Here is a 23,308-nt window from a genome sequence, read left to right on the forward strand (position 1 = left end):
TTTAATAAAATCTCTTATTATCTTTCTGCCATACCTTTAACAGAATAAATCCAATTAGCATTCCCCCAAGGTGAGCGTAATGTGCAACATTATCTCCAGGAGCATTCTGTATGCCTGCATATAACTCATATAATCCATAGAAGGTTACAAGGTACTTTGCTTTGATGGGTATTGGTGGAAATAACAAAAACAGTTCTGTATTAGGAAAAAGCATACCAAAAGCTAATAATATCCCAAAAACTGCACCTGAAGCACCAATTAAAGGTACATTTGCCTGAAATCTTACTACTTCCTGAACTCTTTGAATACTCGCATTTAAATACTCCTGGCTGTTCGGGTTTTCACCGAAAGCATCTATGAAATCATACCACTGGCGGTACACATAATTAGCATTATTATTGATGAAAGATACGAAACCTTCATAATTAGGATTATTTATATATTGTTGAGCTGCTGATTCTAATTGTTGCATTTCAATGAAATTTACAACTCCAAATAGCATTCCTGCCCCTATGCCGGTCACCATATAATAGATGAAAAAGCGCTTAGAACCCCAAAACCTTTCCAACATTGGACCGAAGATAAACAAGGCAAACATATTCCCCAGTAAATGACCAAAACCTGAATGTAAAAACATATAGGTTATAAACTGAAAGGGCTTAAAAGACTCTGCAAATATGTAGCGTAATCCAAAAAGGTTGGCTAAATCAAAATTTAGAAGCGATGGGATTAAAAGTAATCCAATATTTATCAGTAAAAGGTTTTTAACAACCGGAGTTAATCTCGCGAACATAAAATAATTTTAAATCAATAAAGTTGATCGACTTATTAAATACTTAATCAACTATAATAAAGTTACCAATATCTAAAAAAGATAATTTTTAATTGAAAAAGCTTCCAATTTTATTCAGGTCAAAAATAATAAAAGTCGAATTACCTGAAGGTGCATAATTAGGGTTTTGACAGGCAAATAATTTATCTATCAATGCATTCATTTCTTCCGCGTTAAGTTTTGCCCCAGCTTTAACAGCTGATCGCTTGGCTAATGATCGAGCAATATTTTCGTTTTTAGATACACTTAAGACATTTTTATTATGCTTAAACTGATCAATCAATCCCTCAAATACAGATTTCACAGAGGTATCGGTTAATTCAGTAGGCGCTCCATTAATCACTACCGTATCCTTACCAAAGGAAGTAATTACAAAACCTAAGGCTTTTAATTCCTCCTCCATATCCATTACTAAGGCATAATCTGAAGCAGACAATTGTAGTTGCTCTGGAAAAAGAAATTGCTGTGAACTTCCATCATTATTTTTCAAGTGTTGATTAAACTTCTCAAATAATATTCTTTCGTGAGCAGCTTGCTGGTCAACCAACATTAAACCCGACTTTACTTGAGTTGCAATGTATTTATTATGAATCTGAAAAATGCTGGTTTTACTATCTCCCCATTCCTGATTTGGGCTTACGGCTTTTACCTCTTCATTAATAGAACTTCCAAAAGTCAGTGATTGCTGACTCTCATCTATCACTTCTTTTTGATCCTCTTCCTTACTTATTTTATCACTTAATTCTTGAAAATTAGATAGGATTTTATCCCATTCACTATCGCTATCCTTCGACTTAAATTTTTGATAATTTGATGACTTTGTTGAAAATTCATCTACCCTACTTCTTCTTGGTGCATTAAAACTAAAATTCACATCACTATCAAAATCCAAAGCAGGTGCAACATTGTGAGCACCTAATGCCTGACGGATAGCAGCAGCTAATATTCCATACACCATACGCTCATCATCAAATTTAATTTCAGTTTTGGTAGGATGGACATTCACATCAATCTTTTTAGGATCAATTTCCAAACACAATACGTAGAATGGATGAGCATCATTTGCTAATAAGCCTTCAAAGCCGTTTACGACTGCATGATGTAAATAGCCACTTTTTATATATCGATTATTGACAAAGAAAAACTGCTCACCTCTGGTCTTTTTAGCATACTCAGGTTTTCCTATATAGCCATAAATTTTAAGCTGGTCTGTAGTTTCTTCACAAGCTACCAACTGCTCTTGATAGTTTTTGCCAAATAAACCGACTATTCGTTGGCTTAATTTTCCTGCATTTAACTGATAAACATCGGTAACATTTTGATGAAGACTAAAAGCCACTTGAGGATTAGCTAATGCCACCCTTTGAAATTCATCAATAATATGACGCATTTCTACAGGGTTAGATTTTAGGAAATTTCTTCGTGCCGGGACATTATAAAACAAATTCTTAACGGAAATCGAAGTTCCACCAGTATAGGCAGTATGGGTCTGCTTTTTTACTTCAGAGGCCTCAACTTCTAACAAAACCCCTAGCTCTGCATCCTCCTTTTTAGTTTTTAGCTCAACTTGAGAAACTGCAGCAATAGAGGCCATAGCTTCACCTCTAAACCCCATCGTTTTGAGTTCAAATAGATCTTCGGATTTACGAATTTTTGAGGTAGCATGTCTTTCAAAACACATTCTGGCATCCGTTTCAGACATACCTATTCCATCATCAATTACTTGAATTAATTGTTTCCCTGCATCTTTTACAACTAATTTAATTTTCTTACTTCCAGCATCAATTGAATTTTCCAAAAGCTCCTTCACTACAGAAGCTGGTCTTTGGACTACTTCACCTGCTGCGATCTGATTGGCAATTGCATCAGGTAGTAATTGTATAATATCAGACATTTAAAAAATTAACTTCTTCGTTTTCTTAATATGATGTATAATGGGATTAGGAGAAAAAGTGCGAAATATACATTCGCTCCATACATTAGATACCCTCCTATTGATAATCCTACAATTACAATCATTAATAATTGAAACAAATCAGCAGATCGGTTTGAACTTCTCCTATTCCTGTATGCTTCTCTAATACTTTCTACAGAACCGCCATTACTTTCATTTTTTATTTCCTGTCGAATTCTAGCTGTTCTCTTATCTAGATCTTCTTTTACGGGATCGTAATATCTTGGCTGGATTTCAAATCTTTGATGGCGTGGAAGCCTAAAAATGGATGGAAATTTCATAATTATTCAATTTAAGTCTGATAAATTAAGAACTAAGATGTTTATATGTAAGTTAAATTTAAATTCTATTGAAATGATTCCAAATTAATTCAACAAATTAGCGTAGTAAAGAATAATTAATCTTTACATAACAAACTTAGCGCTTATTTAGCTTTTATCATAAAATCAAAACTGCCTCATGATTAAAAAAGTTTTATACCTTCTTTTTCTTTCGAGTTTAAGTGTTTTAAACACAACGCTATCGCAAACTAAATCTTATCCTAATTGGGTGAATCAAACCTATAAGGATATGACTTTAGATGAAAAGATAGGTCAACTTTTTATGGTTGCGGCTTATTCCAATAAAGATGCTCAGCATGTGGAAGACTTAGCGATTTTGATAGAGAATTATAATATAGGAGGCTTAATATTTTTTCAGGGCGGACCAGGCAGAGAAATTGATATTACGAATTATTTACAATCAAAATCAAAAATACCTTTATGGATCGGGATGGATGCAGAATGGGGATTAGGCATGCGGTTAGACAGCACCATGAATTTCCCAAAGCAAATGACATTAGGCGCTATTCAGAATAACGATTTGATATATAAAATGGGTGCTGAAATTGCTCGTCAAGCTAAATTAATTGGTGTACATGTCAATTTCGCACCAGTTGTAGATGTCAATAATAATATCAAAAATCCTGTGATAGGTTATCGTTCCTTTGGTGAAGACAAGGAGAATGTAGCTCAAAAAGGAGTGGCATACATGAAAGGAATGCAGAATAATGGATTGCTAGCAAATGCTAAACACTTCCCTGGTCATGGTGATACTGATTCTGATTCTCATATGACCCTTCCAGTAATCCGCCATTCTAAAGAAAGATTAGATGAAATTGAATTATACCCTTTCAAAAAATTAATTGAGAATAATGTAAATAGCATGATGGTGGCGCATCTACATATTCCTGCTTATGATAACACGCCTAACAAAGCAACCACTTTATCTAAAAATGTGGTTACAGATTTACTTAAAACCAAATTAGGTTTCGATGGACTAATTTTTACCGATGCCCTTAATATGAAAGGAGTTAGTAATTTTTATGAACCAGGAGAAACAGATTTACTTGCTTTTAAAGCAGGAAATGATGTTTTATTGTTTCCGATGAATGTGCCCAATGCAGTTAAAATGATTAAAACTGCTATTAAAAATAAAGAAATTACGGAAGACAGATTAGAAGAGAGTGTAAAGAAAATTCTAAATGCAAAATATAAACTAGGACTAAATGAAGGTTTTAAAAAACTAGATAAGGAAAATATTTTTGAAAAACTGCATACTACTGAAGCACATAGCTTGAATGAAAAGCTGTACGCTGAGGCTGCAACATTAGTGAAAAATAAAAAGAACTTTATCCCAATTCATATACTGGACACCACCACTTTCGCCTCACTTTCTTTAAGAGGAGAAAAGAATAGCACTTTTCAGAAATTCTTAAATAAATATGCCGATTTCACTCATTATGATCTCCCAAAAGGAAATTATGATCTTGGCGATTACACTCGATTAATGGATCAATTGAGCCAATATGAAACGGTAGTAGTAGGATTACATAACATGAATAATTCTCCATCGAAACGATTTGGGCTGAAATCTGAGGACTTATTATTCCTTCAAAATTTATCTGAAAAATCAAATGTAATCATTACTGTATTTGGAAATGCTTACAGCTTAAAATACTTACAAAATTTCGAGCAAGTTTTATTAATGTATGAAGACAATGATTATACACAAAAACTAGCACCACAAATGCTTTTTGGAGCAAAAGCTATTAAAGGAAAACTGCCTATCAGTATTTCAAATGACATTAAGGTAGGAACCGGTATTATCACTAAACCTTATGATAGATTTGGTTACAGCAATCCGCTCGATGTGGGCATGGACCCTAAAATACTTTCAGAAATTGATGCTATTGCGCAAGAAGCAATTGATACAGAAGCTACACCAGGTTGCCAAATTTTAGTAGCCAAAGATGGCCAAATCATTTACGAGAAAGATTTTGGTTTTCAAACCTATCATAAATTTTCTGAGGTGAAAGAAGAAACCATTTATGACTTAGCCTCCATCACAAAAGTTGCTGCTACACTTCAAAGCATTATGTTTTTATATGATAGAGGTATAATCGATCTAGATGAGAAAATAGTAAAATATCTTCCTGAGCTTAAAGGCAGTAATAAGCAAAACATGACTTTGCGGAATATATTAACGCATCAGGCAGGTTTAGTGCCTTACGTTCCATTTTGGAAGCAAACACACGATTTGTTTGGTTTAAAAACACCGCTTTACCAGAATTATGAAGCTTCTCTTTATCCTAACCAATTAGCTTCTGGGCTATATGGTCATCAAGTTTTAGGGGATTCCATTTGGCAATGGGTAATTGATTCAGAATTATTAGAAAAGCCTAAGTGGAAAAAAAGATACGATTATCGCTATTCTGATATGGGCTACTACATTATGCAAAAAATCAGCGAACGCATGATGAATATGAATTATGAAGAATTTCTGTATGAAAACTTCTATAAACCATTAGGTATGAAAACGATGGGATTCTTACCCTTATGCAGATTTCCAGAAACACAAATTGCTCCTACAGAAAATGACTTACTATTCAGGAATGATTTAATAAAAGGCTGGGTACATGATCAAGGTGCCGCCATGGTGGGTGGAGTTGCAGGACATGCTGGTTTATTCAGCAATGCCAAAGACTTAGCCATATTAATGCAAATGAACCTATGGGATGGGTCTTATGGTGGAGTCCGATATTTTAGTAAGGGAACAGTTCCCTATTTCACCAAAAAGCAATTTGATGAAAATAGAAGAGGCTTAGGCTGGGATAAACCAGTAGAAGAAGATGGCCCTTCTCCTACTTCACATTACGCATCTTCCTTAACTTTTGGCCATACTGGCTTTACTGGAACCGCAGCATGGGCTGATCCTGAATTTGGATTGGTTTTTATTTTCTTATCTAATAGAATATACCCTGATGCATCAAATAGAAAGTTAATAACCTCTAACATCAGAACTCGAATAATGGATGTGATTTACCAATCAATTTTTGAATACGAATCGCAGCATGAAGAATACGTAAACTAAGTTACAAGCAATAATATACTTGATTGGTATTTTTGATTTTTTAAACATATTGAGTGAGCCTTACGTTTTAGCTTTCATCAATAAAAAATTATTACTTAATAGAGAATAAATGAATATTGGAATAGTGTGTTATCCTACCTTTGGGGGGAGTGGGGTTGTAGCAACAGAATTAGGAAAAGCTTTAGCAAAAAACGGACATAATGTTCATTTCATCACCTATTCACAACCTACCAGATTAGATTTTTTTAATCAAAATTTATTCTACCATGAAGTAGATATTAGAACTTATCCTTTATTTCAATATCCACCCTATGAGCTTGCCTTAGCCAGTAAAATGGTTGATGTAGTGGAACATGAAAATCTGGACTTATTGCATGTGCATTACGCCATACCTCATGCCTCAGCAGCTTTCATGGCAAAGCAGATATTAAAAGAAAAAAATATTAATATACCTGTAGTTACCACACTACACGGTACTGACATCACTCTAGTAGGTAAAGATCCTTCTTATGAACCTGTAGTAACCTTTAGTATTAATAAATCTGATGGCGTTACTGCAGTATCAGAAGACTTGAAAAAAGACACTTTGGAACATTTTGATATCTATCAACATATTGAAGTTATACCAAATTTCATCGATTTAAGCAGATTTAAAAGACAAAAGAAAGAGCATTTTAAAACGGCTATTTGTCCTAATGGAGAAAAATTAATGGTACATACTTCGAATTTCCGAAAAGTAAAGAGAGTTGAAGATGTTATCCATGTTTTCAATAATGTGAGGAAAATTATACCTGCAAAACTCCTTTTAGTTGGAGATGGGCCTGAAAGAATAAAAATGGAAAAGCTATGCCGTGAATTGGGAACATGTGAGGATATAAGGTTTTTAGGGAAATTGGAGGCAGTTGAAGAAGTATTATCGGTTAGTGACTTATTCTTAATGCCTTCTGAAAAAGAAAGTTTTGGATTAGCTGCCTTAGAAGCAATGGCATGTGAAGTTCCAGTATTGTCTTCAAATGCTGGCGGTATTCCTGAGTTAAATATAAATGGTGTTACTGGCTTTACTTGTAATGTTGGTGATGTGAAAGATATGACTGAAAAAGCATTGTATATACTTGCAGATGAGCATTTGGATACATTTAAGAAAGCTGCCCTTGAAAGAGCCAAAGAATTTGACATCAGCAATATCTTACCATTATATGAAAACTTCTACGATAAAATTTTGAAGACAGAACCAGCCTAGAAATTTTCTATCCAATTATATAGAACAATTAAGTAGTTTGATCGTTTCAATTTCATATTTAACCGAAAACATACTTTTTAACACTGTCACTTTTATTGGATATGGAAATAGCACAAGACAAAAACATAAAGGGCTCTGGTACAAAAAGATTATTTAACAACCCTATTTTAGAAAAACTATCAAGAAGTCATTTTTCAATTCCACTGAGCATTTTAGCGATAATCTCTACCTATCTTGCTTACTTAGCATTAACTTATTTCAATATTGAATTAGCCAATTTTCTTACCTTATTTTTTATTGGTTTTTTTAGTTGGACTTTAGGTGAATATCTCATTCATAGGTTTGTGTTCCATATGGATGACGACAAAAGATGGAAAAGGTGGATAACCTATACCTTTCATGGAATACATCATGACTATCCGAAAGATAAAGATAGGATAGTGATGCCCCCTGCTGGTGCCATTCTTATCAGTAGTATAATTTTTGGTGCCTTCTGGTTGGTAATAAAGGAATACGCTTTTGCATTCGTGCCAGGCTTCCTAATTGGATATTTATTATATGCCTTTATTCATTATGCAATTCATGCATACCAACCACCCAAAAACTTTTTAAGATGGTTATGGATTTATCATAGCATCCATCATTACAAACACCCAGATAAATATTTTGGAGTTTCTTCTCCTATTTGGGATTTTGTATTTAATACAATTCCTAAGAAAAAGTAGAAATGTCTTCTATTAGCATTTTAGGTTGTGGTTGGCTTGGATTAGCCTTAGCTGAAGAACTTATCAAAAGAGGTTTTAAGGTAAAAGGAAGTACAACCACAACTGAAAAAATATCACAGTTACAATCCAAAGGAATTGAGGCTTATGAAATTGAATTACCAAATAATAAATTTGATAAAAGCTTTTTCGCTACAGATTATTTAATAATTGACATCCCTCCCAAAAGCTCAAAAGCGGGTGTAAATCATCACTTTGAAAGTATTAAAAGCATTATTCCCTACATAAAAAACGATCAAAAAATAATATATATAAGTTCAACCTCTGTTTACCCTGATGTTGATCACCCTATAAACGAAGATCATGAATTAGATAAAAATTCAGATAGAGCCAATGCTTTAATACAAGTAGAACAACTACTCCTCAACACTTTCTATGATCGCTTAACCATTATAAGATCTGGAGGATTATTAGGCTATGATAGAATACCTGGCAAATATTTCGCGGGTAAAAAAGTAAACCAATACGATCAAAAAGTAAATTATTTACACAGAGATGATGCTGTTGGAATAATAATAACTGTGATAGATAAAAAAGCCTGGGGCTGCATTTTGAATGCCGTTGCTCCACAGCATCCAACTCGGAAGGAAGTTTACTTAAAAAATGCAGATGATTATAGCTTTGAATATCCCATATTTGAAAATACACCTCAAGAATTAACTAACAGAATAATTGAAAACTCTAAAATTGAACAAATCTTATATTATTCATTCATTTACCCTGACCCTCTACACTTTTTTTATATTAATTAAAGAAATCACTTCCATTAATTTTTATATTTTAGTATCATTCGAAAGTATTTTCAAAAACTATGTGTACACTTACCTATTTACCACTTTCGGAAGAGCAATATATTCTCACCACAAATAGAGATGAAAGTCCTGAACGAGGTCAAGCAGGTTTCCCCTCTTATCATCATGTTGAAGGGAAAAACATCATATATCCAGCTGATCCTAAGGCAGGTGGTACATGGATTGCAACTTCTGATAATGGAATTAGTGTATGCTTATTAAATGGTGCAAATGAACCACATGAGTTCAATCCTCCGTACAGAATGAGTAGAGGAAAAGTGGTAATTGAAGCCATTGAGTGTATAAAACCAGACGAGTTTTTTAAGAATTATGATTTCTCAGGTATTGAACCCTTCACAATGGTGGTTCTTTTCCATGATCCTCAATTGAAAATACTTGAATTCAAATGGGATGGTAATAATACATCTCTTGAAGAAAAGGATGTAAGCAAACCTCAAATATGGGCTTCTGCTCAGCTTTACACTCAACAGGCTATTAACAATAGAAAAGAATGGTTTGCAAAATGGTTAAAAGAGAATCAGAATTTCACTGTTGAAGCTATTAGAGATTTCCATAGAAATGCAGGTTCTGGTGATTTAGAAAATGATATGGTAATGGACCGGGGTAAAGTAAAAACAGTAAGCATTACCAGTATTTATTCTTTAAAAGGTGTGATTAATATGGCACACAAAAATTTATTAAATGAAAAATATCAAGAAATCACATTATCTCAACACGTAAACCAAGAGTTTTCACATCATATTCTATAGCTCAGGCTACTACCAGAAAATTTTAATTCCAATTCTTTTACAATTTTCAAGCTTATCAAGTAACATTCATCTTCTCCTTTTAGTTAAGGAAAGATATGTTAGGTTACCGATTCACTAAATATTTAGCCCACAAAGATTTATCAGACACAACCTTTGATCAATTATTCAATGTATTCAATGAATTATTGATCATAACTGGAGGTGATGTAAGTGAAGCTTTGAGCTGGCTTACTAATATTGATAAACAATATAATATCACAGATGACAAATATGGTCTTGGTGATTTTATAGAAGACCTGAAAAAGAAAGGGTTTATATCTGATAAGACACCCGATGGGTCGTTTGAAATTACAGCAAAGACCGAACAAACTATCAGAAAAAGTGCATTAGAAGAAATATTTGGTAAACTTAAAAAATCTGGAAAGGGAGAGCATAAAACTAACTTTACAGGATTAGGAGAAGAGCCAGGTACTGACAGGAGGAATTATGAATTTGGTGATCTTTTACATCAAATTTCAATGACCGATTCTTTGCGAAATGCTCAAATTAATCATGGTCTTGGAGATTTTCAACTAACAGAAGATGATCTTGAAATAGTAGATAGTGAATACAAAACGCAGACTTCTACAGTCTTAATGATTGATATTTCACATTCTATGATTTTATACGGAGAAGACCGTATTACGCCTGCTAAAAAGGTGGCTATGGCATTGGCTGAGCTTATCACTAAGAAGTATAAAAAAGACACACTAGATATTATCGTATTTGGAAATGACGCTTGGCAAATACAAATAAAAGATTTGCCTTACCTTCAGGTTGGGCCTTATCACACTAATACGATTGCTGGCTTGGAATTGGCCATGGACTTACTAAGAAGACGAAAAAATAAAAATAAACAAATTTTCATGATTACGGATGGGAAACCTACCTGCATGAAACAAGGTATTAAATACTATAAAAATAGCTTTGGATTGGATCCTAAAATCCTTAATAAAACCTTGAATTTAGGAGCTCAATGCAGAAGATTGAATATTCCAATTACAACCTTTATGATTGCCTCTGATCCTTATCTACAAGAATTTGTAAAAGAATTCACAAGTGTAAATAACGGAAATGCTTATTACAGTAGTTTACAAGGATTAGGAAACTTAGTATTTGAAGATTATAAAAGAAATAGAAAAAAACGATACTGAAAACAATTTTATGAGCTACGAAAAACTCTTATCATCAGATAAATTAAAAATTACCACTCTTAAAGATTTAATGCAAAGTGGGTATCAACCAAAGTCAGTTAAGGAAGAGCTCAGAGATAACCTCATAAAGAAAATGAGGGCTGGAGAAAATGTTTTTGAAGGCATTTGGGGATATGAGGATACAGTTATCCCTGATATTCAAAGAGCAATACTATCTCGTCATAACATTAATTTATTGGGTTTAAGAGGTCAGGCCAAAACTAGAATAGCCAGGATGATGACCTTATTGCTAGATGAATATATACCTGTATTAAAAGGATCAGAGCTTAATGATGACCCTATGCAGCCATTATCCCGTCAAGCAAAAGACATACTAGAGGAAAAAAGAAATGATGCTGAGGTAATATGGATGCATAGAGAAGAAAGATATACAGAAAAACTCGCTACTCCAGATGTATCGGTAGCAGATTTGATTGGTGACGTAGATCCTATTAAAGCAGCAACATTAAAATTACCCTATTCAGATGAAAGAGTAATCCATTATGGATTAATCCCACGCTCTCACAGAGGTATATTTGTGATCAATGAGTTACCGGATTTACAAGCAAGAATTCAAGTAGCTTTATTTAATATATTACAGGAAGGAGACATCCAAATAAGAGGGTTCAAGTTACGTTTACCATTGGATTTACAGTTTGTGTTTACTGCAAACCCAGAAGACTATACGAATAGAGGAAGTATAATTACACCTTTAAAAGATAGAATAGATGCACAAATTATAACGCATTATCCTGAATCAATTGCCATTGGTAAGAAAATCACTTCTCAAGAAGCAGCTATAAAAGAGGTTCAGGATGAAACAGTAGAGCTAAATGATTTATCAAAAGACTTAATTGAACAGATTGCAATAGAAGCTAGAAATAGTGAGTATATAGATGAAAAAAGTGGTGTATCAGCAAGGCTTACAATCTCTGCTTACGAAAGTTTAGTAAGTGCCGCAGAAAGAAGGTCATTGATCAATAATGAGAAAAAAGTTTATGTTCGCATGTCTGACTTCACAGGAGTTGTTCCTGCAATAACGGGTAAAGTTGAGCTAGTATATGAAGGAGAACAAGAAGGGCCTGGTATTGTAGCTCAAACATTAGTAGGCAAAGCGATACGATCTCAATTTGATCATTATTTCCCGAATCCTGAAGAATTAAGAAAAGATAGAGAGAAGAAAAACCCATACAGACCCATCAGCAAATGGTTTAATGATGGAGAAAAAATAGACCTTCTTCATGATGACAATGAAAAAGAATACAGAAAAAAACTGGATAAGGTTCCAGGCTTAAAAGATTTAGTAAAAGAACATCATAAAAAGCTGAATGAAAAAGAAACTTACTTTATGATGGAATTTGCACTTCATGGAATGGCTGAATACAGTTTATTGAGTAAACATGCCTTGGCAAAAGGACATAGTTTTAAAGACCTGTTAAGCAGCATGTTAAACTTTGAAGAATCAGATGAAAATGAGGATGATTTTTAATTATAAATTGTATATTTGATAGGAACCATCAATTTATAATCTAATTGAAAATTGCTGAAGACCTTATTGGGGGAATAAAGGAACTATTAGCTGATGCTCATAAATTATCAAAACAGAATATACCTTTAGCGATAAGCATCACTGAGAAAGCGCTTTTCAAATCCCAAAAAATCAAAGAAAAAAACATCATTCATGCAGATGCATTGAATCAATTATCCTTGTTGCAGAGAAAAAACAAGGAATATGCAACCGCTAGGTCTTTAGCAGAAAGAGCTCAAGCCATTTCTATAAATATAGATTATGATAGAGGAAGAGGTGATGCATGTTATAATTTAGGGACTATATTTAAAGCCCAAGGTAAGTTTAGCGATGCATTGCCTCATTTTATTGAAGCGATCAATCATTACGAAAGCATCCAAAACAAAAATTTCCACTCAAAATCCCTATGCCTTTTAGGTAACATTTATGAAAAGTTTCAAGATTTCAAAAATGCTAAAATCGCTTATGAAAAAGCTTTAGATGAGGCAGAGGCGCTTAAAAATGAAAATCTGATTAGCGATATTTATTTAAATCTAGCAAGTGTAAATCTTAAAATTGATAGAATAAGTAAGGCTTCCTATTTGATAGAAAAATCAATAAAGCTAAAAGCTAAATTAGATCAGAAAGAGAAGCTCGCTAATGCACATTATGTAGCAGGAAAAATCAAATCAAAATCAGGCGATCTTAAAACAGCCGAAGAATATTTTAAAACAGCTATTTCTTTATATTCTGAAGGCGATTTTAAGGATGGCTTGGTGGAGTGTATGGAAAAACTTGGAGGGGTTTACATACAAGAAGAAAAAATTAAAGAGGCCATTTTGCTTTTAGAAGATGCGGCTGAAATTGCAGAGAAGATGGATTTAAAGAATAGTCTATTTAAATGCCACCATTTATTGTTCAGATGCTTCAAATCCATTAATACCTCCAAAGCGCTATTTCACTTAGAAGAATATGTACGATTAAAAGAGGAAACCAATCAACTATATATTCAAAATCTTGTAAATGGTTATGAAATTATCTCCCAACTAGAAGATTTAGAAAAAGAATCGGAAATCGAGCAAGAACGTGCTTCTATTATTGAGAAGAAAAACACTGAATTAGATTCTTTTTTTTATCGCGTTTCACATGATTTAAAAGGCCCTATAGCTTCTTTATTGGGCTTAAGCGATTTAGCAGATAAGGATATCAAAGACGCAGAAGCACGTCAATATTTCAAAATGTACGATCATCAAATCAGAAGATTGAATATGATCGTGATGGAACTCATTAATATTACCGAATTAAATTATAAGGACATAAAGCTGACTCTAATAAATTTCTATGAAATTGTTGATAATTGCATCTCAGCCTATACTTACCTGCCTAATTACTCAAAAATTAGCTTTTCAATAGATATTGAAAGTAATCTATCCTTTAAATCAGAATGGTATATCATTAATACAATCCTTCAAAACCTAATTGAAAATAGCATAAAATATATTGATGCTGAAAAAGACCAGCCGCGAGTGGAAATTTCAATTTTCAAGAAAAAAGAGCTTATAAATATTAAAGTAAGTGATAATGGAGAAGGAATAGATGAAAAATACCATAGTAAAATATTTGATATGTTCTATAGAGCAAGTGAAAACGCAAGTGGTACTGGCTTAGGTTTATTCATTATGAAGAGAGCTATAGAACGTCTCAAAGGAGAAGTGTCAGTAGAAAGTGAAAAGAATGTAGGCTCTACATTTCTTGTAAAAATTCCAATTACACATTAAAATTTATACATTTAACGTTTATTAATTTATCTTTTTAACGTCTTTTATGGAATCACTCTTGACTGTCGATGGGATTATTAGTCTTTTGTCTTTAACCCTGATGGAAATTGTTTTAGGTATAGATAATATCATATTTATATCCATTTTATGTAATCGACTTCCTGAAAGCCAACAGTCAAAGGCTCGAAATTTAGGGCTGTTTTTAGCCCTAATCATGCGAATTGGATTATTATTTGCCGTTACTTGGTTAGTTGGACTAAAAGAGCCATTTCTAAGTGTATTTGATTTCGATTTAACCTATAGAGATGCCATCTTAATGGCAGGTGGTTTGTTTTTAATATACAAGAGTACAACCGAAATCCATGATAAACTTGAAGGAGAAGAAACTGATGTGAAAAATTCACAAAAGATAAGTGGCTTTACATCCGTTATCTTTCAAATCATTTTACTTGATATCGTTTTTTCATTTGATTCTATTTTAACTGCAGTAGGATTGGTGGATAACGTTGCCATTATGATAGTAGCTGTAATTATCAGTATAGGTATTATGATATTAGCCGCAGGCAAAATTAGCAGTTTTGTAAATAAACATCCAACAGTTAAAATGCTAGCTTTATCCTTCTTACTGCTAATTGGGGTTTTATTATTAGTAGAAGGTTTCCATGTACATGTACCAAAAGGATATATATATTTCGCAATATTCTTCTCATTATTGGTTGAAGTATTAAATATGAGGATGAGAAAAAAAACAAAACCAGTGCATCTAAAAGAAAAATTCAAGGAGTAAAAGAATTTTGCCTAGTCGAAAGCTTATGTTACCTTAGCATAATTATTAAGGGGTGCCACATGATAACGGGCTGAGAACATACCCTGGACCTGATCCTGATAATGCAGGCGTAGGAATTAATGTTATTCAAATGGAAATTTTACAAGAACTTTATAAAGGCCTACTCAATATGGGATGGCTTGAAGGACTAGGTGTATTCTTTGGAATACTCTATATCTATTTTGCTGCTAAAGAAATGATTTGGTGTTGGTATGCTAGTCTGATTAGTGTTAGCATTTATTTGATAATATGCTACCAAGTACAGCTTTACGCAGAAATGGGTTTAAATGTGTACTATTTAGGCGCCACAATATATGGATGGTGGCACTGGCGTAATCCTAGTGAAAATAAAAAAGAGTTACCGATCTCTAAAATGAAATTGAAGGAACATATTTTATTTATTTTAGTCGGATTTACATTTACCTTCGGATTAGGATATTTTCTTATTGAAAATACAGATGCTCAACTCCCCTATCTAGATTCATTTACTACTGTTTTTGCAGTGCTTACCACTCTCTTAGTTACGCGTAAAGTCCTTGAAAACTGGATTTATTGGGTATTTATTGATACTGTAGCCATTTACATTTATTTTCAGAGAGAATTATATTTGACTTCCTTATTAATGGCCGCATACGTAATTATAGCAGCAGTCGGCTATTTGAATTGGCTTAAGCTTTACCGTACAAAATACGCATGAAAAAAATTGCCATAATAGGACCAGAAAGTACCGGAAAAAGTACGATTACAGCCCAATTGGCTAGATATTACAATGAACCATTTGTAGAAGAATTTGGAAGGAAATACCTAGAAAAAACCAATGGAACGTATAATCGAGAGGATTTATTAGCCATTACTAAAGGTATGATTGAATCAGAAAAATCTCTTGAGAAAAAAGCAACTAATTTTCTTTTTTGTGATACTGATTTAATTATGATGAAGGTATGGTATGAGGTTAAATATGGTGAGTGTCATCCTTTGGTCTTAGACCGATTGGATTCTAAACCTTATGATCATTATTTATTATGCTATCCCGATCTCCCCTGGGAAGATGATCCCTTGAGAGAAAACCCTAATATGAGAGAAGAGCTTTTTGAAAGATATTTAAAAGAATTAAACCTCTATAATTTTCCTTTCAGTATTGTGAAAGGAAAGATTAACCGATTTATGATTGCTGCAAATGAAATTGAAAGACTAAAGAATGATAATTAATTTTTGCAAAGCATAAAAATCCGTCTTATCATTGCAGAATCAATGAGGGGTGCCTTAATATAACGGGCTGAGAGTATACCCTTGACCTGATCTCGGTAATTCGAGCGTAGGAATTTTGAACTTTAATTTACATACAATGGAACTAATAAGACTAGCATTGGATTGGACTCCTAACACCAATCATACTGGCTTTTTTGTAGCTCAAGCAAAAGGTTTTTATGATGAAATAGGAATAAAAGTGGAGATCCGTTCTCCGGAATTAGATAATTACTCCAAGACTCCTGCAAAATTAGTAGAGAAAAAATCAGTTGAACTTGGCATAGCTCCTTCAGAATCGGTTATTAGTTACCAAACTTTAAAAAACAAGCCAAATTTGACAGCCATAGCAGCCATCCTGCAAAAAGATGCAAGCGCGATTGTGAGCTTAGCTGAAGGAAGTATTCAAAATATTAAAGATTTGGATCAGCAAACCTATGCTTCCTATAATGCTCGTTTTGAAGACCATATAGTAGAAGCAATGATTAGGAAAGATGGTGGCAAAGGGGAATTCAATAAAAGTACTCCTGATAAATTAGGGATCTGGGATACATTATTAGAGGGCAATGCGGATGCAACATGGGTATTCATGCCATGGGAAGGCATCCTAGCTAAAAATAACGGAATAAAATTAAATGAATTCCAACTTGATGAATACAACATTCCTTATGGATACTCTCCTATTTTGATTGCCCATCCTGAAACTCTAAATGAAAAAGAAGAACCGATTTCTAAGTTTTTAAAAGCTTCTGCAAAAGGATTTCATTTTACCCAAAATTATCCTGAAGATGCTGTTAAAATACTAGCTGCTTCAGGAGAACAAGAAGAGCTGAAGGATGAAGAGTTTTTATTAGAAAGTCAAAAGGCAATCAATCCATATTATACCGATGAAAATGATGATTGGGGTCTAATGCAAGATAGTAGATGGAAAGATTTCGTAGATTGGATAAAATCTGAAAAACTAATTGATAAAGAAACTTTATCTAATCACAAATCATTATACACGAATAAGTACTTATAAAATATTACTCTTTTGAGTAGGGGTGCCTTAATACAACGGGCTGAGATTATACCCAATGAACCTGATGCTGGTAATGCAGTCGCAGGGATTTTGGTTAAGGAAAATGAAGGAAGTAGTTACCCCGCTTCCGCAAGTTTCACTAACAATTATTTAATTTATCAACATGTTACATTTAGTCAAAAAAGCAATTTTAATTGCTACAGCAGTTTTATTGCCAATGACAGTTTTTAGTCAGCACACAATCAAAGGAACTGTAAAATCGGAAGGAGAAAATGAACCTTTAATTGGAGCCAATGTGATGCTATTGCCAATCTCCAAAGGAAATACCACCAATCAAAATGGAAAATTTGAAATCAATAATATTCCAAATGGTGACTACACCCTGAAAGTTAGCTATGTCGGCTATAAAACGCTCGAAAAAAGCATAACTATTAATGAGAACAGAACTTTTGAATTTCAACTTGAATCAGATAAGGTATTATCTGAAGAAGTAGTAGTAAGTGCTATACGTGCAGACAAACTTGCTCCTATCACACAAACAACTTTAAATAAAAAGGAAATCAATTCTGTGTTTAATGGGCAAGATGGGGCTTTTGTATTAGAACAATTATCTCCTTCTATACAGGTAAACTCAGATGCTGGAACTCGTTTCACCAATTATGGCAGCATGCGATTAAGAGGAATTGACCAAAAAAGAATTAACATTACGCTAAACGGAGTACCTCTAAATGACATGATGGATCAGGGGGTTTTCTTTTCAAATTTCACGGATATCACTAGGAGCATGGAAAGTGTGCAAATACAAAGAGGAGTTGGAACAAGTACTAATGGAACAGCCTCTTACGCAGGTTCCATCGGCTATGAATCCGAAAAAATTAATACCGAAAAACCTGAAGCAACCGTTACTTTACTAGCTGGGTCGTTCAATACTTGGCAAGGAACAGCAGAAGCTAAAACAGGATTGATGGATAATAACACAGCCTTTTATACAAGGTTAAGCAGAACTTACAGCGATGGGTACAGAGATCATTCCGGAAGTGATGCCTATTCTTTCTTTTTCAGCGGAGGATGGTTTGGTGAAAAGGATATTATAAAGATCAATGGATTCAACGGGAGAACTAAAAATGATTTGGCTTACTCTCCTGTTCCTGAATCTTTAATTGAAGAAGATCCGAAAACGAATATTAATAACCCCAATGATATTGATGATTTTGGTCAATCATTATTACAATTAGAGCACACTCATTTTTTCGGTGATAATTCCACATTAACTTCTTCTGCCTATTATGGTGGAGCTGGCGGAGATTTTCCCTTTACATATAATGTGGATAGTGTTACTCTACAAAGCATTAACTACCCGCTTTTTAATGACCATTTTGGAGTAATGAGTTACTTCAATCAAAAATTCACAGATTTTGAATGGACAACTGGTGTTCATGCTTATCGCTTTAAAAGGGAAAATATTGAGCAATTGGTACCTAATTTCAGTAATCCTTATTATCAAGACCAATCAACAAAAGACGAAATAAGTGGTTTTATAAAGGGAACTTACAGAATTGGAAAATTTAGCCTTTTGGCAGATGTACAAGCTCGTTATGTCACCCTGGAAATGATTCCTGACACTGATTTTCTAGGGGAAAATAGAAGCATTCCTACTTACGACTGGACTTTTATCAATCCTAAAATAGGTGTTACCTATGAAATTAATAGCACTTTAAATACTTATGCATCATTTGGTCGTTCAGGCAGAGAACCTACAAGAAGTAATTACTTAGGCGACACTCAGATAAATGAAGGAAATATTGACAGTTTACAAAATCAGGGCTTTGTGAAACCAGAATTTGTAAATGATTTTGAAGCTGGGATTCGTTACAATACGCAAACAGCGAAATTCAATTTCAATGCCTTTTATATGGATTTTGAAAACGAAATTGCTCCAATTGGTGAATTCATCCCTCAATATTTTATCCAACTTTATGAAAACCAAGCAGCTTCCTTCAGAAGAGGAGTTGAGTTCGATTGGCAATTCATACCGTTGGAAAACTTTATATTTTCAGGTAATGCTACTTATATGCAAAGTATCATCAGTGAATATCGACCAGAGGGCAGCAATGAAGTTTTTGAAGATATCAAAACACCTTATAGTCCAGAATATTTTGTGAATGCCCAAATTCAATATCAACCCATTGAACAATTTGGTTTAAGCTTTCACACTAGATTTGTGGGAATGAGTTTTAGTGAATTAACCAATAACGAGAATTTTGTGCTACCGAGCTATTCAGTCGCAAATGTAAAGTTGTTTTCTAATTTATCTGAAAACTATCGGGTAGAATTAGAACTCAATAATATTTTTAGTGAACAATATTATACGGACGGTGCTCCAGTTGGAAATGAAATGGGATTCTTTGTTCAAGCTCCTGCACATTTTTATGCAACTTTCATTGCCAAGTTCTAAAATGATCAAGGTGGTTAGGAATTTACTTCCTAACCACTTTCTTAATACATAAAGCTCATGCAAAATAAAAAATTCATTCCTTTCTATGACATTCGAAAATATCCAGATGATGTATTAGTAGTAGATGCTCATCATCCTGAAGCTTTTGATTTATCGCATTGGAGAGGTGCGGCTGTTCCTGATAATTGTGAAGCCGATACCAGTACGGAAGTAGTTCTTAAAGCCATTAAAAATAATTTAGCTGAACTTAGTAGAACCTATGTTACTAACAACCATTATGATATTGATGGATTTTTAGGCGTATGGGCTCTATTTAATCCTGAAATTGCAATTCAGCGATATGACTTATTAGTTGAAATGGCTCAAATAGGAGATTTCAGAGAAATAAACTTTAAAAACCCTAATTGGCAAAAAGCTCTAAAACTTGTTTGTTGGCTGAATGAGGAAGAAGCCCAATTGTTCTACCCTCCTTTTGGAGCTCCAGAAATTGCAGAAAAAGAAATGGAAGCCTCAGTCCCTAAATATTTGCATTTCCTTGAAGCATTTACTGAACAAATAAATTTAGTAATAGATGAAATACCTAGTACTGAAGAATATGAGATAGTATCTGAACATCTAAACAAAAAAATAAATAAAGAAACACTCTCTGATATTAGATTGCATATAGTTCAGGCTGAACAACCGCTTCATTATTATGCCTTGTATAGCGAAAGTTCTTCCTCAGATATTGTAATGAGTATTTACTCTGATAATAGATATGAATTAGAGTTCAAATATACTACCTGGGTAAACACTACGAGAATGCATTATCCTAGAATTGGCTTAGAAAAGCTATGCGATCAACTGAATGCAGTTGAAACAAGCGGTAAAAAATGGGAAGCTGAGCATTTTACAGATACAGCCCCTATTCTTAGACTTAAGGGTAAAAAATTAAGTAAGAAAGAGAGATTTCAAAGTCCTTGCTTTAGGCCTATCTATTCGTCAAGTATCAAGGCAGATGAGTTTAAAAATATATGCATTGAATATTTCCAACAATACTATAAAGGCTTAGAAAAAGGAGAAACACTAGATTGGAAAGAAGTAAGAGTAATCAATCGAGAACTATTTGAATAATAAAAAAGGCATCCGTAATCACTCAGATGCCTTATCGTTTATAAATCAAATCAAAATCACTTACTCTCCTCTTCACTTTTTGCAGTCAATACTTCAGGAGCTTCTTTTAATAAGATGTTATACCAGCTTACTAATTTTTTAACATCTGAAGGATATACCTGATTTTCATCATAATTAGGCAACACATGCTTTAAAAACGCCATTATTTCTTCTTTTGAAGATTTATTATCAATACCTAAATCATCTCCAAACTCTTCATTCATAGTATTAAAGATTTTCTGTAAGGCAACGTTTCCTTCGGCATCGGTAGTATATATAGATATTTCATCTAGTATAGATACTCTATCGTGAGCGTGAGCTACTAATTTCTGTTTTTTATTGTCCAGAGACTCTAGAATAACACCTGTTCTTGATGGTTTAACAACTTTAAATAAACCTCCTTTTCCACTTACTGATGCAATATCTTTTAATTCCATGTTTTAATATTCTTAAAATTGATTGACGAATTTACAGTAAAGATTTTCGTTTTCACAAAATTAAGGAGCTGTTTTTAATTGATATTAGTTTTACCATAAATTCTCATGGATTATGGATATTTTGACTTTTAAAAATAAAAAAGCAGCTCCGATTGAAGCTGCCTTAACACCTGTTTATTATGACTTAAAATAAGATCAATCTACATTATCATGTAAAAACTTATTATTGCCTAGTATCTGATTATCATCATTTAAATTAAAACGTGATATGTTCTTTTCAGAAGAATGCGGAACATCTTTCAATTTTACTTGCTTACGCTTATAAGCGGGTACTTCCATTTGCTTGTAGGCTTCAGGAGTATTCGTATGACCACCATTTAAGTTTTTAAGCTTCTCTATTCTTTCAATAGATCTTCTTCTTAACATTTCCTGATGTTCAGCTTCACGTTTATCTAAATCATCTTGGTTCCCCATATTTTCCGTATGATCTACAATTTCATAATCATGAGATAAACTTTCTGTGAAATCATCAGCATACTCATTTTCTTCTTCTATATATTCAGGCTCTTCCTGTTTTTTAGAAGGAAATCCAAATGAATAGCCTCTTTCTTCATCAGCATTAGGTCTAGATTCTTGCTGTGTATTTCTTTTTTCAAAAGTAAAGGGTCTAGAGTCAGTTTTTGGTTCTTGCTTAGGCTTATCTTCCTTTTGTTCGTCACCAAAAAGCGTTATCTGCTTATTAGAATCTAAATCATATACCTTACGGGCCTCTTTATGAGGAATAGCATTTTCTTTGTATCCTGTTTGATCGAAACCAGTTGCAATAACTGTTACGGACAATCCTTCACCTAAAGTTTCATCCACACCATGACCGAAAATCACCTCAGCCTCATCTCCAGCTCTTTCTTGAATATAATCTGTGATCTCAGTTAATTCATCCATCTGGAGTTCTGCTTTTTCACCAGAAATGATGGACAGCAATATTTTTTGAGCTCCCAAGATATCGGTATTATTCAATAAAGGAGAAGATAATGCTTCCTCTGCTGCTCTTAATGCTCTACCGTCACCATCGGTTTTGGCAGATCCCATAACAGCTGCACCAGCATTTTTCATTACAGTTTTAACATCTTCAAAATCCACGTTTACCTGACCTGGAACTGTTATGATTTCAGCAATCCCTTTTGCTCCTGTTGTTAATACATTATCTGCTTTCGCAAATGCATTACCAATAGTAAGATTTCCGTGAATCTCTCTCAACTTATCATTGAGAATAACCAAAACCGTATCACAGTTTTCCTTTAATTGACGAATACCTTCTTCCGCCTGTCTGACTTTTTTCTTGCCTTCAAAACTGAATGGAGAGGTTACAATTCCAACCGTTAGGATATCCATTTCTTTAGCTATACGGGCGATTACAGGAGCAGCTCCTGTACCAGTACCTCCGCCCATACCAGCCGTAACGAAAACCATTTTGGTATCATTACCTAGTAAGTCTCTAATATCTTCTTTGCTTTCAAGGGCCGCATCTTTTCCTTTTTCAGGATTAGCGCCAGCACCCAATCCGCTTGTCAGATTAGTTCCAATTTGTAATTTGTTAGGCACAGGACTTGATTTGAGTGCTTGTGAGTCAGTATTACATACTATGAACTCTACATCTCTGATGCCCTGATTAAACATGTGATTAACAGCATTACTGCCACCGCCACCAACACCTATTACTTTAATAATAGATTTATGGTGTTTTGGAATTTCGAATTTATAAGCTCCTTCAGTCATAATATCCGTGTTTTATATCCTTTCGATATCATTCGATATTTAATTTTCTACACTAAAAATCTCTTTAATACTCAACATTAGTAACCTCTAGAGATTTTC

19 protein-coding genes and 3 riboswitches are annotated in these 23,308 nt (G+C 33.7%); of the genes, 14 read left to right on the forward strand and 5 right to left on the reverse strand.

The genetic code is table 11. The annotated features are described in order from the left end of the window. Position 1: 1 nt before the first annotated feature. From QYS47_RS14265 to QYS47_RS14275, 3 genes are all read right to left on the reverse strand, one after another. A complete protein-coding gene (locus tag QYS47_RS14265; protein ID WP_308356040.1) occupies positions 2-793 on the reverse strand; it encodes a rhomboid family intramembrane serine protease in 792 nt (263 codons plus the stop codon). 88 nt (positions 794-881) lie between these two features. Beyond that, a complete protein-coding gene (gene mutL / locus QYS47_RS14270) occupies positions 882-2,726 on the reverse strand; it encodes a DNA mismatch repair endonuclease MutL (RefSeq protein ID WP_322346889.1) in 1,845 nt (614 codons plus the stop codon). A gap of 8 nt (positions 2,727-2,734) precedes the next feature. After that, on the reverse strand, positions 2,735-3,067 hold the full coding sequence (locus QYS47_RS14275; protein WP_302101666.1) for a hypothetical protein: 333 nt from the start codon (positions 3,065-3,067) through the stop codon (positions 2,735-2,737). 178 nt (positions 3,068-3,245) lie between these two features. Between QYS47_RS14275 and QYS47_RS14280 the strand changes: the two genes are divergently transcribed. The 14 genes from QYS47_RS14280 (at position 3,246) to QYS47_RS14345 (ending at position 20,957) form a co-directional block, all read left to right on the forward strand. After that, the gene (locus tag QYS47_RS14280) at positions 3,246-6,197 is read left to right on the forward strand and encodes a glycoside hydrolase family 3 N-terminal domain-containing protein (RefSeq protein WP_322346890.1); all 2,952 of its coding nucleotides are present in this window, start codon (positions 3,246-3,248) and stop codon (positions 6,195-6,197) included. Between the two features lie 109 nt (positions 6,198-6,306). Continuing rightward, positions 6,307-7,437: an N-acetyl-alpha-D-glucosaminyl L-malate synthase BshA gene (bshA, locus tag QYS47_RS14285; RefSeq protein WP_308356037.1), complete on the forward strand. Its 1,131-nt coding sequence runs from the start codon at positions 6,307-6,309 to the stop codon at positions 7,435-7,437. A 101-nt stretch (positions 7,438-7,538) separates the two neighbouring features. Beyond that, entirely contained in the window at positions 7,539-8,162 is a 624-nt protein-coding gene (locus tag QYS47_RS14290; protein WP_322346891.1) for a sterol desaturase family protein, read from the forward strand. Positions 8,163-8,164: 2 nt separating this feature from the next. Then, complete coding sequence (locus QYS47_RS14295) at positions 8,165-8,971, forward strand: NAD(P)-binding domain-containing protein (protein WP_322346892.1); 807 nt, start codon at positions 8,165-8,167, stop codon at positions 8,969-8,971. A 59-nt stretch (positions 8,972-9,030) separates the two neighbouring features. After that, complete coding sequence (locus QYS47_RS14300; protein WP_322346893.1) at positions 9,031-9,780, forward strand: NRDE family protein; 750 nt, start codon at positions 9,031-9,033, stop codon at positions 9,778-9,780. Between the two features lie 95 nt (positions 9,781-9,875). Beyond that, a complete protein-coding gene (locus QYS47_RS14305) occupies positions 9,876-10,973 on the forward strand; it encodes a vWA domain-containing protein (protein WP_308356034.1) in 1,098 nt (365 codons plus the stop codon). Between the two features lie 10 nt (positions 10,974-10,983). Next, on the forward strand, positions 10,984-12,501 hold the full coding sequence (locus QYS47_RS14310) for a P-loop NTPase family protein (RefSeq protein WP_322346894.1): 1,518 nt from the start codon (positions 10,984-10,986) through the stop codon (positions 12,499-12,501). A gap of 44 nt (positions 12,502-12,545) precedes the next feature. Continuing rightward, positions 12,546-14,297, forward strand: coding sequence for an ATP-binding protein (locus QYS47_RS14315; protein WP_308356031.1), 1,752 nt, complete (start codon positions 12,546-12,548; stop codon positions 14,295-14,297). A gap of 46 nt (positions 14,298-14,343) precedes the next feature. After that, positions 14,344-15,084, forward strand: a complete 741-nt coding sequence (locus QYS47_RS14320) for a TerC family protein (RefSeq protein ID WP_322346895.1) — start codon at positions 14,344-14,346, stop codon at positions 15,082-15,084. A 38-nt stretch (positions 15,085-15,122) separates the two neighbouring features. Next, positions 15,123-15,218, forward strand: a riboswitch (TPP riboswitch). Further along, positions 15,215-15,820: a nicotinamide riboside transporter PnuC gene (gene pnuC, locus QYS47_RS14325; RefSeq protein ID WP_322346896.1), complete on the forward strand. Its 606-nt coding sequence runs from the start codon at positions 15,215-15,217 to the stop codon at positions 15,818-15,820. Its footprint overlaps the riboswitch before it by 4 nt. After that, positions 15,817-16,332, forward strand: coding sequence for an ATP-binding protein (locus QYS47_RS14330; protein ID WP_322346897.1), 516 nt, complete (start codon positions 15,817-15,819; stop codon positions 16,330-16,332). Before pnuC ends, QYS47_RS14330 begins: the two co-directional genes overlap by 4 nt. Before the next feature lie 35 nt (positions 16,333-16,367). Continuing rightward, positions 16,368-16,462, forward strand: a riboswitch (TPP riboswitch). A 6-nt stretch (positions 16,463-16,468) separates the two neighbouring features. After that, on the forward strand, positions 16,469-17,389 hold the full coding sequence (locus tag QYS47_RS14335) for an ABC transporter substrate-binding protein (protein WP_322346898.1): 921 nt from the start codon (positions 16,469-16,471) through the stop codon (positions 17,387-17,389). An 8-nt stretch (positions 17,390-17,397) separates the two neighbouring features. Continuing rightward, positions 17,398-17,494, forward strand: a riboswitch (TPP riboswitch). Between the two features lie 58 nt (positions 17,495-17,552). After that, the gene (locus QYS47_RS14340) at positions 17,553-19,844 is read left to right on the forward strand and encodes a TonB-dependent receptor (protein ID WP_322346899.1); all 2,292 of its coding nucleotides are present in this window, start codon (positions 17,553-17,555) and stop codon (positions 19,842-19,844) included. A gap of 57 nt (positions 19,845-19,901) precedes the next feature. Then, a complete protein-coding gene (locus tag QYS47_RS14345; protein WP_322346900.1) occupies positions 19,902-20,957 on the forward strand; it encodes a DUF6687 family protein in 1,056 nt (351 codons plus the stop codon). Between the two features lie 56 nt (positions 20,958-21,013). On the opposite strand, the gene QYS47_RS14350 is transcribed toward QYS47_RS14345, so the two are convergent. Then, entirely contained in the window at positions 21,014-21,433 is a 420-nt protein-coding gene (locus QYS47_RS14350) for a DUF5606 family protein (RefSeq protein WP_308356025.1), read from the reverse strand. Positions 21,434-21,628: 195 nt separating this feature from the next. After that, positions 21,629-23,209 carry a cell division protein FtsZ gene (ftsZ, locus tag QYS47_RS14355; protein ID WP_308356024.1) on the reverse strand — a complete coding sequence of 527 codons (1,581 nt, stop codon included), beginning with the start codon at positions 23,207-23,209 and terminating at the stop codon, positions 21,629-21,631. Positions 23,210-23,308 lie beyond the last annotated feature (99 nt).

This window comes from Marivirga arenosa, assembly GCF_030503875.2.
In the GTDB taxonomy this organism is placed as follows: domain Bacteria; phylum Bacteroidota; class Bacteroidia; order Cytophagales; family Cyclobacteriaceae; genus Marivirga; species Marivirga arenosa.

Bases quoted from the DNA above. Each gene is read 5' to 3' on its own strand.
- QYS47_RS14265 (WP_308356040.1), bottom strand. From the start codon at position 793: ATGTTCGCGAGATTAACTCCGGTTGTTAAAAACCTTTTACTGATAAAT.
- mutL (WP_322346889.1), bottom strand. From the start codon at position 2,726: ATGTCTGATATTATACAATTACTACCTGATGCAATTGCCAATCAGATC.
- QYS47_RS14275 (WP_302101666.1), bottom strand. From the start codon at position 3,067: ATGAAATTTCCATCCATTTTTAGGCTTCCACGCCATCAAAGATTTGAA.
- QYS47_RS14280 (WP_322346890.1), top strand. From the start codon at position 3,246: ATGATTAAAAAAGTTTTATACCTTCTTTTTCTTTCGAGTTTAAGTGTT.
- bshA (WP_308356037.1), top strand. From the start codon at position 6,307: ATGAATATTGGAATAGTGTGTTATCCTACCTTTGGGGGGAGTGGGGTT.
- QYS47_RS14290 (WP_322346891.1), top strand. From the start codon at position 7,539: ATGGAAATAGCACAAGACAAAAACATAAAGGGCTCTGGTACAAAAAGA.
- QYS47_RS14295 (WP_322346892.1), top strand. From the start codon at position 8,165: ATGTCTTCTATTAGCATTTTAGGTTGTGGTTGGCTTGGATTAGCCTTA.
- QYS47_RS14300 (WP_322346893.1), top strand. From the start codon at position 9,031: ATGTGTACACTTACCTATTTACCACTTTCGGAAGAGCAATATATTCTC.
- QYS47_RS14305 (WP_308356034.1), top strand. From the start codon at position 9,876: ATGTTAGGTTACCGATTCACTAAATATTTAGCCCACAAAGATTTATCA.
- QYS47_RS14310 (WP_322346894.1), top strand. From the start codon at position 10,984: ATGAGCTACGAAAAACTCTTATCATCAGATAAATTAAAAATTACCACT.
- QYS47_RS14320 (WP_322346895.1), top strand. From the start codon at position 14,344: ATGGAATCACTCTTGACTGTCGATGGGATTATTAGTCTTTTGTCTTTA.
- pnuC (WP_322346896.1), top strand. From the start codon at position 15,215: ATGGAAATTTTACAAGAACTTTATAAAGGCCTACTCAATATGGGATGG.
- QYS47_RS14330 (WP_322346897.1), top strand. From the start codon at position 15,817: ATGAAAAAAATTGCCATAATAGGACCAGAAAGTACCGGAAAAAGTACG.
- QYS47_RS14335 (WP_322346898.1), top strand. From the start codon at position 16,469: ATGGAACTAATAAGACTAGCATTGGATTGGACTCCTAACACCAATCAT.
- QYS47_RS14340 (WP_322346899.1), top strand. From the start codon at position 17,553: ATGTTACATTTAGTCAAAAAAGCAATTTTAATTGCTACAGCAGTTTTA.
- QYS47_RS14345 (WP_322346900.1), top strand. From the start codon at position 19,902: ATGCAAAATAAAAAATTCATTCCTTTCTATGACATTCGAAAATATCCA.
- QYS47_RS14350 (WP_308356025.1), bottom strand. From the start codon at position 21,433: ATGGAATTAAAAGATATTGCATCAGTAAGTGGAAAAGGAGGTTTATTT.
- ftsZ (WP_308356024.1), bottom strand. From the start codon at position 23,209: ATGACTGAAGGAGCTTATAAATTCGAAATTCCAAAACACCATAAATCT.